This window comes from Bifidobacterium simiarum, from assembly GCF_002802905.1.
GTDB classification, from domain to species: domain Bacteria; phylum Actinomycetota; class Actinomycetes; order Actinomycetales; family Bifidobacteriaceae; genus Galliscardovia; species Galliscardovia simiarum.
The window spans coordinates 158,412-171,979 of the sequence record NZ_PEBK01000006.1; the positions used below are offsets into that span (position 1 = coordinate 158,412).

Consider the following 13,568-nt stretch of genomic DNA (forward strand, 5'->3'; position numbering starts at 1 on the left):
GTCCTCCGGTCAGTCGATCATCCGTCTGGTCAGGTCGCGCGGCGGTCCGGTCACCGCGGCCGCCAGAGGCAGGGCGAGCGCGACGATGCCCGTGACGAGCATCGCCTGCACCGGCCAGACCGGATCGGTGTGCAGCCACGCCCCGTCGAGGCCGATACGCCGGTTCCACGCCACATGGAACCATCCGAGCGCCAGTCCCGCCGCCATGCCGGCCGGTATGCCGGTCAGCAGGATCAGACCGGACTGGGCGAATCCCAGACGTCTGAGGAACCCGGGTGAGGCGCCCACCGCATGCATGGTGGCCATGTCCCGCCGGGTCTGCGTGCGGGCCAGCAGCAGCGAGACCGTGGTCGCCACCAGGGCGAACGCCGCCAGCAGCGCCGTAGGCAGCAGCGCGATCGGAGCGTCCCGCAGCCCGCGATACTCGGTCGTCTGCACCAGCGGATGGTCGGATCGCACGGAGGCGATCGCCCCGTCCATCGTCATGAATCCGGACATGAATCCTGATCGGGGTGCGAAATCCACGTATTCGCCGATATACCGGAACTCGGTGAATCCCAGTCCCCGTGCCGTCCGCTCGCTCATGGCCAGCGGATAGAATCCGCGGACGAACACGGCCCGCTTGGATACGATGCGGGTCGCATTGTTTCGGTCTGGCAGTCCGGACGACCATGGCGCGACGGCCAGCTCGACCCTGCCGTCGACCACCTGCGCCGCATCGTTCACCACCACGCCGCCGGCCTCGATCGTCCTGGCCATCCGTTCCGCATCCGGATAGCCGGACAGGCGCATGGCGTCGCCGCTGACGACCAGCATCTCGGTGTCGGCGTTGATCATGCTGATGCCGTGCATGGAACGGGGGTTCGCCGCGGAGAAATCCACGCAGCGTACCGGGGCGCCCGGATAGATGACGGAAGCGGTGTCCTGCCCCTGATCGTCGGAGCACTCCGGCGCCGATCGGGGCAGCAGCGCCCGGGCGACGGGCAGCCGCCGTGATTCGTTCCGCCGCATCCCCTGCCGGTCGGCACCGTAGTCGGCCTTGGGCATGGCCGCCGCATACAGAGGCTGATGCGCGCTGACCGGATATTGCCGTGCGAGCGCGTCGACGGCATCGGCGACGACCATCCGATCATAGTCGTTGCTGATCGGCACGCTGGCGCTCACGATCATGGCATGGTCGCCGACGACCGCCTCACCGGTGTTGTCGCGGGCGTTGGCGAAGGTCGATCCCACCAAGGTCAGGGAATACGACGCCATGGTCACCGTAACGAGCACCGCAGTGGCGGCCGGCACGAATCGGTGATGATGCCGGGACGCGTCACGCAACGCCAGCCGCAGCGACAGCGGCGCGTTCCCGCCCAGAACGGACGACGCGGCGGCAAGAGAGCGTACCAGTTGGATCAGGCCGACGACCGTCAGCGTGACGCAGGCGGCCAACAGCAGCATCGGCACCGTCGCAGACCCACCACGATCAAGATGGGGGATCGGCAGCGTCAGACTGGCCGCGCCGCAGGCCACGGCTCCGACGATCAGCACAGGGCCGGAAGCGTGCAGGGCGATCGTCGCCACCCGACGCCGACGGGGCGAACGAAAGGATTCGGACGGATTGTCCTTCAACGCATCCACCGGATTCAGCCGGCCGACCCTCCGAGCCGGCAACAGCGTGGCCACATAGCCGATCGCCACGGCCATCAGCAGCGTCAGACCGAGCATCGGCCACGGAAACGACCCCAGGGTCTCTCCGACGCTGATCGACCGATACCGCGGAACCACCAGCATCATGACGGCAACACCCAGCAGCGTGCCCAATACGCCGCCGATCAGGCCGATGACGATACCCTGCGAAGTGACGATGCGCCTAAGATCACGAGGCCCGGCACCGGAGGCCGCCGCCAGACCGAGCGTCCGCCGCTGCTGGTCGGCGGACACCGAAAACGCCGGCGTGACCAGACACAGCATCGTCGCGGCACCCAGCAGCGCCGCAATGCCCAAAGACACGGTCCGGTCCAGCACCACCCTCGGATCGAGCCTCACCGGATATCGGTCGCCCGCAGCCGGATACCCGTCCGTCAGCACATGACGCGACACGGCGAACGCCTGCAGGGCGTTGAGCCTTCTGACCTGACCCCACGTGATCGGACGGGCGCCCACCGCCAGATAATGCCCGTCAACACCCGCATGGTCCCGCTCCACCATCGTCGACATCCAACCGGCAAGACCCCATGCGCGACTGTCATCGTCACGGACCAGACCCGAAACACGCCACGCACGCTGGGAATCCTCGATCACGTCATCGATGCGCCCGCTGGTATCCATGTACCCCTGAAACGGGGGAGCGGTGAACGTCACCGTATCGCCCACCGCAAGACGCAGCCGATCAGCCAGCGCCGTGGACACCACGATCTCGGCACCATTCCGCGGCATCCTACCCGACGACGTCGCGGGCATCAGCCGACGCAACGCCTCGCCGCCGGCCTCGGTCATCGTGACCGTGGTGGTGGAGGCAATGGTCCGACCCGAAACGGCCACCCGGGCGCCGGCCTCGCTCTGCTCCCCGGGCCGCATGGACGTACCAGTGGTCGCCAGCAGCCTCCGCGACTGATAGAACGGCAGCAGCACGGTACCCTCAGGCAGACATCGAAGCATCTCATCCGCCGTCGCCGGCACCTGACCGACATCATCGATCCACACGCCCGACGCACCCTCGGGAAGCTGTGGGAACGGCTGATTCGACCGCGTGACCGCCGTGGCGGTGATCACGGCCTGAGCACCGGCCGGAATGGTCTCCAACGTGCGCTCGCGATTGGCCGCCACCGCCGTGGTCATGGCGATCCCCGCGATCAACGCGGTCACCGGCAGCATGATCAGCAGCACGGAGAAAACCGTACGGGCCCTATGGCGCACGGCATCACGCCACCCCATGCAAAGGACGGGACGCCAGCGGCGCAGAACCGTGATGATGACGGCCACGGGCCCGCCTGCGAATCCATGACTCTGACGTACCCGTGCCATCACGCACCCCCGATCGACGATGCATCCAACAGCATGTCCACGTCCGACGGACCCGTATCGTCGACGATACGGCCATCACGCAGGAACACCGTACGATCGGCCCACGCCGCAAACCGTGGTTCATGCGTGACCAACAGCACGGCGGCGCCGTCATCGGCCCGACGACGCAACACCTCGAGGATCGCAGTGCCGGCATGGGAATCCAACGCGCCGGTCGGCTCATCGGCCAGCAGCAGACGACGCTCACCCACCAACGCCCGGGCAATGGCCACTCGCTGCGCCTGACCGCCGGACATATCCTCGGGAAGCCGATCCGCCAACTCGGCCACACCCACCTCGTCAAGGGCACGCAACGCCGAGGCCGCGGCCCGGCGCGCGCCCCACCCATCCAACTCCAAGGGAAACTGCACGTTCTCCCGAGCCGTCAGACCGGGCAGCAGATTGAAATCCTGAAACACATAGCCGATGGAACGACGCCGCTCCGCCGCGCGCCCCGCAGCGTTCAGCGTGGCCAGATCACGTCCCTCGACAAGCACCCGGCCACCGGTGGGCGTATCCAATCCGCCGGCAAGATTCAGCAGCGTCGACTTGCCCGAACCGCTGGGACCCATGATCGCCACGAACTCGCCCGGATGCAGTACGAGATTCGCATGTAGCAGCGCCTCGACCCGTCTGGCACCCTCGCCATGGACGCGGGAAACGTCCTGCATGACAAGAACCGGCCGTACGGAGGAACCGGACGACGACTGCGAAGACGACGATTGATGAGGCGACGATTGAGAAGAGGAGGAAAAGGACGGGGCAGGTGCGGAGGAGACATCGTGCGGCTGCCCGAATCGTGAAGTGACCATGATCGTCTCGTTTCTATCCAAGTGGAGGGGATGACCGGGAGCAGAGGGAATGACCGGGAGCGGGGGAGCCGCCGTCCGGCTATATGCGCGCTCGCAGGCGGTGTTCGTCGATGGTGTCGAGCCAGCGCAGTTCGGCTTCGGTGGCGAAGATGTGGTGGTCGAGCACCAGCAGGCCGGCGATGTCGTTTTGGGGCAGGGCCCGGCGGGCGAGGGTGACGTCGTGCAGCAGTCGTTGCAGCGCTGAGCGCTGGCGTTGGATGAGTGCTGTGACGTTCACGCCCGGCGTGGACACGGCGAACGCCAGTTTCATGACCAGTTCGTCGCGGCCCCGCTGCTCGATGGTGACCGGCGTGCTCCACCATTGCGACACGGCCTCGCGGCCGGTGTCGGTCAGCCGCCATACCGCGGTCGGCTGGGTTCTGACGCGGCTGGTCGTCGCGGTGCGGGACGGTGCCGTGACGTGGCCTGTCGCATGCGGGTCGACGGCCGTCGTCGTGGCCGCGGCTTCTTTGATGGCGTCGGACGCTTCGTCCGGGCATTGCTCGATCAGGCCGTCCCGGTGCAGTCGTTGCAGGGTGGTGGAGACCTGGCCGATGTTGAGCGGCCAGGTCTCGCTGGTGGTGGCGTCGAATTCCTTCTTGAGCTGGTAGGCGCTGGCGGGGCTTCGTTGCAGCAGCGCCAGCAATGCTTCCTTGATGGCCATCGCGTTCTCCGATCGATTGGCGGATGCAGGCGGGTATTCGGTAGTGGTTACCTGATAGTGGTTACTCGGTAACCTCTTGCCTACAGGTTACCCGGTAACCATCCGATGACCCAATCGTTCGGAGGGATGACATGCCGGGGGATCGGGGATGGACTGTCGCGGATCGCGGCGTTCAACGCATGGGCATACAAAAAGGACCCGCCGCCGCGATGGCAAGCAGGTCCTTATCTTCATTTCAGTCTCGATACACCATCACTGTACGCTTCATGAAATTCGGCGATGCATGTTGAACCGATTGAGATGAAATGTCCTGATGCGTGCGGTAGCAAGGCGTGGGACATGAAGGCGTACAAAGGTACGTCGACCGAGGAGTAACGAATAGGAATGTTCGTCGCCAAGGAGTGATGTGATGACGCGTGCGGTAGCAAGGCGCGGGAGACGAAGGCGTACAAAGGTACGTCGAGTCTCCCGCAACGCGGCTAACGCTCCGTCATCACATCACTCCCATTCGATGGTTGCCGGGGGCTTGGAAGTACAATCCAGCACCACGCGGTTGATCTGGCGGCATTCGTTGGTGATGCGGGTGGAGATGGAGGCGAGGACATCGTAGGGGAGGCGGGACCAGTCGGCGGTCATGGCGTCTTCGGAGGAGACGGGGCGGAGGACGATGGGGGAGCCGTAGGTGCGTTCGTCGCCTTGGACGCCGACGGAGTGGACGTCGGCGAGGAGGACGACGGGGCACTGCCAGATGTCGCGGTCGAGGCCGGCCTTGGTGAGTTCCTCGCGGGCGATGGCGTCGGCTTCGCGGAGGAGGTCGAGGCGGTCCTTGGTGATTTCGCCGATGATGCGGATGCCGAGGCCGGGGCCGGGGAAGGGCTGGCGCCAGACGATTTCGTCGGGGAGGCCGAGTTCGGTGCCGATGGCGCGGACCTCGTCCTTGAAGAGGGTGCGCAGGGGCTCGATGAGCTGGAACTTGAGGTCCTTGGGCAGGCCGCCGACGTTGTGGTGGCTCTTGATGTTGGCTGCGCCGTCGCCGCCGCCGGATTCGACGACGTCGGGGTAGAGGGTGCCTTGGACGAGGAACTTGACTTCCTTGCCGCGGGCGCCGGCTTCTTCGAGCACCTGGCGCTGGGCCTTTTCGAAGGTGCGGATGAACTTTTCGCCGATGATCTTGCGCTTGCGTTCGGGTTCGGAGACGCCCTTGAGGGCGGTGAGGAAGTCGTCGACGGCGTCGACGGTGATGAGTCGGATGCCGGTGGCGGCGACGAAGTCGTGCTTGACCTGTTCGACTTCGCCCTTGCGGAGCAGGCCGTGGTCGACGAAGACGCAGGTGAGCTGGTCGCCGATGGCCTTGTGGACGAGGGCCGCGGCGACGGCGGAGTCGACGCCGCCGGACAGGCCGCAGATCACTTCGGCGTCGCCGACCTGTTCGCGGATCTTCCTGACCTGCTCGTCGATGATGCCGGCGGAGTCCCAGTTGTTCGGCAGTCCGGCGCAGTGGTGGAGGAAGTTTTCGATGAGGTTCTGGCCGAGCGGGGTGTGCTTGACCTCGGGGTGCCACTGCACGCCATAGAGCTTGCGGGATTCGTCGGCCATGGCGGCGACGGGGGCGCCGGCGGTGTGGGCGAGCACCTTGAAGCCTTCGGGGGCGGTGTTGACGGCGACGCCGTGGCTCATCCAGGTGTTCTGGTCGGCGGGGGAGCCTTCGAGGATGCCTTCGGCGTCGGTGATGACGGCCGGGGTCTTGCCGTATTCGCCGAGGGCGGCCTTGTCGACGTCGCCGCCGAGCTCGTGGGCCATCACCTGGAAGCCGTAGCAGATGCCGAGCACGGGGACGCCGGCGTCGAAGATCTTCCTGTCGATGCCGGGGGCGCCCGGCTCGAATACGGAGGCGGGGCCTCCGGACAGGATGATCGCCTGCGGATCCTTGGCGAGGATCTCGTCGACGGGCATGGAGTGGGGGACCAGCTCGGAATAGACGTGTGCCTCGCGCACGCGGCGTGCGATCAGCTGGGCGTACTGTGCGCCGAAGTCGACGACGAGAACCGGACCTTTGGCCATGGATAATCCTCCCGATTGATTGGATTTGCGGGGATGTATTGGATGTGTCGATTATGTCCGCCGATGGCGACATCTGGGCGTCGCATAACAATATGAAAACAACGTTGGCGCATGTTTCCGGCGGCGTCGCCGGTCGCTGATCCGGTACGGTTGCGGGCACATCTCCCCACTTCATTGTGTCCGCTTCGTTAACGACACGCCAGACGATTCGTAACAGCGCTTGCGCAGATTCGCGTGATCATTTTTTCGATTTCAATGCAAATGACGGCAACCGGAAACCGTTCATTTCCCAATGTCTCCCAGCTTTTTCACAGCCGATCCGACTTCACAAATACCGCTCTGCTATGAAAAGTTTTCCAACAAAACAGAACATCGAAACGAACATCGTCCGCGGATAAAGTCCGATCGTTCCCCTACTGTGGAAGGCAATTGGGAATGAGTTCCTATTGCACGTTCCAATTCAACGGGCACAAGGGATTCGGTCCCGAGAAAATAACCGATCGCACATACTGTGCAGAAGTACAGGAGTACACATGACGAGTCCTGTTATTGGCACCCCCTGGAAGAAGCTCAACGCTCCCGTTTCCGAGGACACCCTGGAAGCCGTTGACAAGTATTGGCGAGTCGCCAACTACCTTTCCATCGGCCAGATCTACCTCCGCAGCAACCCGCTGATGAAGGAGCCCTTCACCCGTGAGGATGTGAAGCACCGCCTGGTCGGCCACTGGGGCACCACCCCGGGCCTGAACTTCCTCATCGGCCACATCAACCGTCTGATCGCTGACCACCAGCAGAACACGGTCATCATCATGGGACCGGGCCACGGTGGCCCCGCCGGCACCTCCCAGTCCTACATCGACGGCACCTACACCGAATACTTCCCGAAGATCACCAAGGACGAAGCTGGCCTGCAGAAGTTCTTCCGCCAGTTCTCCTACCCGGGCGGCATCCCCTCCCACTACGCTCCGGAGACCCCGGGCTCCATCCATGAGGGTGGCGAGCTGGGTTACGCCCTGTCCCACGCCTACGGCGCCGTGATGAACAACCCGAGCCTGTTCGTGCCCTGCATCGTCGGCGACGGCGAGGCCGAGACCGGCCCGCTGGCCACCGGCTGGCAGTCCAACAAGCTCGTCAACCCGCGCACCGACGGCATCGTGCTGCCGATCCTGCACCTCAACGGCTACAAGATCGCCAACCCGACGATCCTCTCCCGCATCTCCGACGAGGAGCTGCACGAGTTCTTCCACGGCATGGGCTACGAGCCGTACGAGTTCGTCGCCGGCTTCGACGACGAGGACCACCTGTCGATCCACCGCCGCTTCGCCGAGCTGTTCGAGACCGTCTTCGACGAGATCTGCGACATCAAGGCCACGGCCAACACCGACGACGTGCACCGTCCGTTCTACCCGATGATCATCTTCCGCACCCCGAAGGGCTGGACCTGCCCGAAGTTCATCGACGGCAAGAAGACCGAGGGCTCCTGGCGTTCCCACCAGGTGCCGCTGGCCTCCGCCCGCGACACCGAGGAGCACTTCAACGTGCTCAAGAAGTGGCTGCAGTCCTACAAGCCCGAGGAGCTGTTCGACGACAAGGGCGCCATCCGCCCCGAGGTCACCAAGTTCATGCCGCAGGGCGAACTGCGCATCGGCGAGAACCCGAACGCCAACGGCGGCCGCATCCGCGAGGACCTGAAGCTGCCGAAGCTCGAGGACTACGAGGTCAAGGAAGTCGCCAAGTACGGCCACGGCTGGGGCCAGCTCGAGGCCACCCGTCGTCTCGGCGTGTACACCCGCGACGTCATCAAGAACAACCCGGACTCCTTCCGCATCTTCGGACCGGACGAGACCGCGTCCAACCGTCTGCAGGCCTCCTACGAGGTCACCAACAAGCAGTGGGACGCCGGCTACCTGTCGGAGCAGGTCGATGAGCACATGGCCGTCACCGGTCAGGTCGTCGAGCAGCTCTCCGAGCACCAGATGGAAGGCTTCCTGGAGGGCTACCTGCTCACCGGTCGTCACGGCATCTGGAGCTCCTACGAGTCCTTCGTGCACGTGATCGACTCCATGCTCAACCAGCACGCCAAGTGGCTCGAGGCCACCGTGCGCGAGATCCCGTGGCGCAAGCCGATCGCCTCCCTGAACCTGCTCGTCACCTCCCACGTGTGGCGTCAGGATCACAACGGCTTCTCCCACCAGGATCCGGGTGTGACCTCCCTGCTGCTGAACAAGTGCTACAACAACGATCACGTGATCGGCATCTACTTCGCCGCCGACGCCAACATGCTGCTGGCCGTGGGCGAGAAGTGCTACAAGTCCACCAACAAGATCAACGCCATCATCGCCGGCAAGCAGCCGGCCGCCACCTGGCTGACCCTCGACGAGGCTCGCGCCGAGCTCGAGAAGGGTGCCGCCGAGTGGAAGTGGGCCTCCAACGTGGACTCCAACGACGATGTCGATGTCGTGCTGGCCTCCGCCGGCGACGTCCCGACCCAGGAGATCATGGCCGCCGCCGACAAGCTGGCCGATCTGGGCATCAAGTTCAAGGTCGTCAACGTGGTTGATCTGCTGAGCCTGCAGTCCGCCAAGGACAACGACGAGGCCCTGTCCGACGAGGAGTTCTCCGAGCTCTTCACCGCCGACAAGCCCGTCCTGTTCGCCTACCACTCCTACGCCCACGACGTGCGTGGTCTGATCTACGATCGCCCGAACCACGACAACTTCAACGTCCACGGCTACGAGGAGCAGGGCTCCACCACCACCCCGTACGACATGGTTCGCGTGAACAACATCGACCGCTACGAGCTGACCGCCGAGGCCCTGCGCATGGTCGATGCTGAGAAGTACGCCGACGAGATCAAGAAGCTCGAGGACTTCCGCATCGAAGCCTTCAACTTCGCGGTCGACAACGGCTACGATCACCCGGACTACACCGACTGGGTGTGGCACGGCGTTGACGCCAACAAGGCTGGCGCCATCTCCGCCACCGCCGCCACCGCCGGCGACAACGAGTGAGATTGATCACAATCTGATTCGTTACTAGGCTCTGATCAGAGCCTGAAAAGGCCCCTTCCCGAGTTTTGGGAAGGGGCCTTTTCGTTGTCATTCCAGTCGTTCCAAGGGTTTTCCGTCGTCGATGCCATCGATTGCACGGCTTCGGGCAAATGACGGCAACAATGGTCAACAACCGTGCGAGGTCAATGCGCGAACTTAGAATGATCAATGGTTGCAATGCAATGTTGCCGCACCTCAGTCCCACCGACTGATGACCACATGCATAAGGAGTTTGACCGTGAGTCTTACCAGTGTGTACATCGCTAGCCCGGAAGCCGCCAATGGCCGCAACGTCGTCGCCTATGGCGTGATCTCCGCCCTTGCCTCCCAGTACAAGACCGGCGTGTTCCGCCCGGCCGTCTGCAAGAAGGACACCTTCACCGACGTGCTGCTCGAGGCCGCCAACGCCGGCCAGAGCCGTGAGCAGGCCGTGGGCGTGTGTCCGTGCGCCGCCCGCGAGGACAAGGAAGGCGCCCGCGGTGACATCGTCCGTAAGTACTCCGCCGCCGTCGCCGAAGTCGATCCGGAAGCCGTCGTCGTGGTCGGCACCGACAAGTCCAGCGTGTTCGATCCCGAGGCCTTCTCCTTCAACGCCGCCGTCGCCGCCGATCTCAAGGCCCCCGTCTTCCTCGCCGTCTGCGGTCTGTCCCGCGACGCCAAGCAGGTGCAGGCCACCGTCGAGGCCTGCACCAAGAGCGTCAAGGACGCCGGACAGACCGTCGCCGGCGTGTTCGTCACCGGCACCGCCGATGACAAGGCCGAAGCCGTCAAGGAGGCGCTCTCCGAGTACCCCGCCCCGGTGTGGACCGTCCCGGCCCACGACTGCGGCACCAAGGAGGAGGCCGACGCCGCCCTCGCCGACTTCGAATCCCACGCCCCCGCCGCCCAGGTGCTGGCCGCCCTGAACCAGAGCTTCGAGCAGCCCGTCACCCCGTACGCCTTCCAGACCGACCTGCTCAACAAGGCCAAGGCCGCCAAGAAGACCATCGTCCTGCCCGAGGGCGAGGAGGACCGCATCATCAAGGCCGCCGACTACCTGCTCGAGCGCGACATCGTCAACCTGATCATCGTCGGCGAGAAGGATCAGATCCTCGCCCGCGGCAAGGAGCTCGGCCTCAACTCCCTCGAGAAAGCCAGCTTCCAGTCCATGAACGACGAGGAGGTCCTCGCCCCGATGACCGAAAAGCTCTGCGAGCTTCGCGCCAAGAAGGGCATGACTCCGGAGCAGGCCCGCAAGCAGCTGACCGACGCCAGCTACTTCGGCACCATGCTCGTGGTGCTCGGCAAGGCCGACGGCCTCGTCTCCGGCTCCATCAACTCCACCGCCAACACCGTGCGTCCGGCCCTGCAGGTCATCAAGACCAAGCCCGGCCAGAAGCTCGTCTCCGGCGCGTTCCTCATGTGCTTCAAGGATCACGTGGCCGTGTTCGCCGACTGCGCCATCAACCTCAACCCGAACGCCGAGCAGCTGGCCGAGATCGCCATCCAGTCCGCCGAGACCGCCAAGGCCTTCGGCATCGACCCGAAGGTCGGCATGCTGTCCTACTCCACCCTCGGCTCCGGCAAGGGCCCGGACGTGGATCTGGTCGAGGAGGCCACCTCCATCGTCAAGCAGAACGCCCCCGACCTTGACGTCGTCGGCTCCATCCAGTTCGACGCCGCCTGGTCGCCGGTCGTGGCGGCCACCAAGGCCAAGGGCAACGACGTCGCCGGTCACGTCAACGTGTTCGTGTTCCCCGACCTGTGCGCCGGCAACATCGGCTACAAGGCCGTCCAGCGCTCCTCCGGCGCCCTGGCCATCGGCCCGGTGCTGCAGGGCCTGAACAAGCCGGTGAACGATCTGTCCCGCGGCGCCAACGTCGAGGACATCATCAACACCGTGGCACTGACCGCCGTCACCGCCCAGTGATGATCCGATCGTCCGCCATCGCCGTGTGACGCGAAGAGTCACACGCGAAAGGGCCACGGTGTGAAAGCCGTGGCCCTTTTTCTGTTCCCGGGTGGTTCAATGGTGATGACATATGGCGATCGGCATATACGGCGATCGGCGCACGATGATGGCATGAGCCGGACCGGTATGATCCATGTCCGTAAGGAGCGAATGATGACGGATGACGAACGGAACACGCGGCAGAGCATACGGCAGTGGGAGGAGCAGACGGCGCTGGTGACCGGCGCCGGTCAGGGTATCGGACGTGCCATCGCCCTCGCCCTGGCCGGCAAGGGCGTACGCGTCGCGGTGAACGACATCAACGCCGACACCGCACGCGACACCGTCTCCGTGATCGCCGAGCGTGGGGGAGAGGCGATGCCGGTCGTCGGCGACGTCGCCGACGACGAGGTGGTGGCCGGCATCCATCAGGTCATCGCCGACCGATGGGGAGGTGCGGACATCCTCGTCAACAACGCGGGCATCATCCTCACCCAGCCGCTGCAGGAGGTCACCCCGGAGCAGTGGGACCGCATCCTTGCGGTGAACCTCAGGGCCCAGTTCCTCAACATCATCCACGCGGCGCCGCACATGGCCGACAACGGATACGGCCGCATCGTCAACATCTCGTCGATCGCGGCGAAGCACGGCGGCGGATACCTCGGCAACGTGGCCTACGGCGCCTCCAAGGCCGGCGTCGCCACGCTCACCCGCGGTGCGGCCCGTGAATACGCGCCGCAGGGCATCACCGTCAACGCGATCATGCCCGGCCTCACCCACACGCCGATGACCGACTCGATGAGCGACGAGAAGCGTGCGGCGATCATCTCGGGCATGCGGATCAAGCGCGCGGCCGAGCCGGAGGAGATCGCCCGCGCGGTGCTGTTCCTCGCCGCCCCCGAGGCCGGCTTCATCACCGGTGAGACCATCGACGTCGACGGCGGCGCCTCGTTGGACTGACGGACTGACCTGGACCGTCGACGTCACTTGCCATCGACGGTCACTTGCCGGTCACTTGCCGTACTTGTAGAAGCCCTCGCCGGCGTTGATGCCGGTCTTGCCTTCGTCGATGTACCGCTTGAGCAGTGCGGCCACCTTGCCCTGCACGCTGTCCGGATCCTTGGCGCGCGGATCCAGCATGCCGATGTTGTAGGCGGTGGTCAGTCCTACGACGTCGAGGATGCGGAACGGGCCGAGGGGTGCTCCGGTGGCCAGCATCCACGTCTTGTCGATGGTCTCCACGTCGGCCACGTCGGTGGCCAGCAGCGCCTCGGCCGCGCTGAGGAACGGCACGAGCAGGCTGTTGAGGATGTAGCCCGGCTGCTCCTTGTGCAGCTTGAGCGGGATCATGCCGATCCGCTCCGCGAACTCGACCACGGCATCGTATACGACGGGGTCGGTGCCGGGGTGTCCCATGATCTCGGCCGTGTTGTTGCGCCAGATCTCGTTGGCGAAATGCAGCGCCAGATACCGTTCGGGGCGCCCGGTGTACTCGGCGAACGCGCTGGGCAGCATCGTGGAGGAGTTCGTGACGATCACGGTCTTCTCGGGCAGATGCTTCGCCATCTCGGTGTAGAAGGCGATCTTGTCTTGCGGGTTCTCGGAGATCGATTCGATCACCAGATCGGCGTCGGCTGCAGCCTCCTCGTAGCTCGTCGTGTATACGATGCCGTCATGGGCCTGCTGCGCCCGGGCCTTGAGCCCGTCGAGCTGCTCCGGCGTCGCGTCCTTTGGGGCGAGTCCGCGGCAGTAGGCGGCGGGGTTCGTCTTCATCGCCTCGAGCGTGCCCTGGTAGATGCCGAGCAGACGATCGAACTTCGGCTTCGCGCGGCCGATCGAGGCCTCGCTTCTGAGCCATACCGTCACGTCGAACCCCTTGTAGGCGCACTGATAGGCGATCTGGCTTCCCAGCACGCCGCCTCCGGCGACGACGACCTTCCTGACGTCCATATCCATAACTC

8 protein-coding genes are annotated in these 13,568 nt (G+C 64.9%); 3 read left to right on the plus strand and 5 right to left on the minus strand.

Translation table 11 applies throughout. From position 1 onward, the window contains the following. Positions 1–9: 9 nt before the first annotated feature. The 4 genes from CSQ87_RS07450 to guaA form a co-directional block, all read right to left on the minus strand. Entirely contained in the window at positions 10–2,970 is a 2,961-nt protein-coding gene (locus CSQ87_RS07450) for an ABC transporter permease (RefSeq protein WP_165776789.1), read from the minus strand. Positions 2,971–3,011: 41 nt separating this feature from the next. Next, positions 3,012–3,863, minus strand: coding sequence for an ABC transporter ATP-binding protein (locus CSQ87_RS07455; RefSeq protein WP_243388879.1), 852 nt, complete (start codon positions 3,861–3,863; stop codon positions 3,012–3,014). 79 nt (positions 3,864–3,942) lie between these two features. After that, positions 3,943–4,566 (minus strand): PadR family transcriptional regulator, encoded by a 624-nt coding sequence (locus CSQ87_RS07460; protein WP_100513242.1) that lies wholly within the window; start codon positions 4,564–4,566, stop codon positions 3,943–3,945. Positions 4,567–5,064: 498 nt separating this feature from the next. Further along, complete coding sequence (gene guaA, locus CSQ87_RS07465; RefSeq protein ID WP_100513243.1) at positions 5,065–6,627, minus strand: glutamine-hydrolyzing GMP synthase; 1,563 nt, start codon at positions 6,625–6,627, stop codon at positions 5,065–5,067. Positions 6,628–7,160: 533 nt separating this feature from the next. On the opposite strand from guaA, the gene CSQ87_RS07470 reads away from it, so the two are divergent. The 3 genes from CSQ87_RS07470 to CSQ87_RS07480 all read left to right on the plus strand — a co-directional run bounded on the left by CSQ87_RS07470 (position 7,161) and on the right by CSQ87_RS07480 (position 12,567). Next, a complete protein-coding gene (locus CSQ87_RS07470; RefSeq protein WP_100513244.1) occupies positions 7,161–9,638 on the plus strand; it encodes a phosphoketolase in 2,478 nt (825 codons plus the stop codon). A 250-nt stretch (positions 9,639–9,888) separates the two neighbouring features. Beyond that, the gene (pta, locus tag CSQ87_RS07475) at positions 9,889–11,586 is read left to right on the plus strand and encodes a phosphate acetyltransferase (protein ID WP_165776790.1); all 1,698 of its coding nucleotides are present in this window, start codon (positions 9,889–9,891) and stop codon (positions 11,584–11,586) included. A 192-nt stretch (positions 11,587–11,778) separates the two neighbouring features. Further along, entirely contained in the window at positions 11,779–12,567 is a 789-nt protein-coding gene (locus CSQ87_RS07480) for an SDR family NAD(P)-dependent oxidoreductase (RefSeq protein ID WP_165776791.1), read from the plus strand. Between the two features lie 51 nt (positions 12,568–12,618). Here the strand turns inward: CSQ87_RS07480 and CSQ87_RS07485 are convergent, their stop codons facing one another. Further along, positions 12,619–13,557: a 3-hydroxyacyl-CoA dehydrogenase gene (locus tag CSQ87_RS07485; RefSeq protein WP_100513247.1), complete on the minus strand. Its 939-nt coding sequence runs from the start codon at positions 13,555–13,557 to the stop codon at positions 12,619–12,621. Between the last annotated feature and the right edge of the window lie 11 nt (positions 13,558–13,568).

Bases quoted from the DNA above. Each gene is read 5' to 3' on its own strand.
- CSQ87_RS07460 (WP_100513242.1), bottom strand. From the start codon at position 4,566: ATGGCCATCAAGGAAGCATTGCTGGCGCTGCTGCAACGAAGCCCCGCC.
- CSQ87_RS07470 (WP_100513244.1), top strand. From the start codon at position 7,161: ATGACGAGTCCTGTTATTGGCACCCCCTGGAAGAAGCTCAACGCTCCC.
- CSQ87_RS07485 (WP_100513247.1), bottom strand. From the start codon at position 13,557: ATGGACGTCAGGAAGGTCGTCGTCGCCGGAGGCGGCGTGCTGGGAAGC.
- CSQ87_RS07455 (WP_243388879.1), bottom strand. From the start codon at position 3,863: ATGGTCACTTCACGATTCGGGCAGCCGCACGATGTCTCCTCCGCACCT.
- pta (WP_165776790.1), top strand. From the start codon at position 9,889: ATGACCACATGCATAAGGAGTTTGACCGTGAGTCTTACCAGTGTGTAC.
- CSQ87_RS07480 (WP_165776791.1), top strand. From the start codon at position 11,779: ATGATGACGGATGACGAACGGAACACGCGGCAGAGCATACGGCAGTGG.
- guaA (WP_100513243.1), bottom strand. From the start codon at position 6,627: ATGGCCAAAGGTCCGGTTCTCGTCGTCGACTTCGGCGCACAGTACGCC.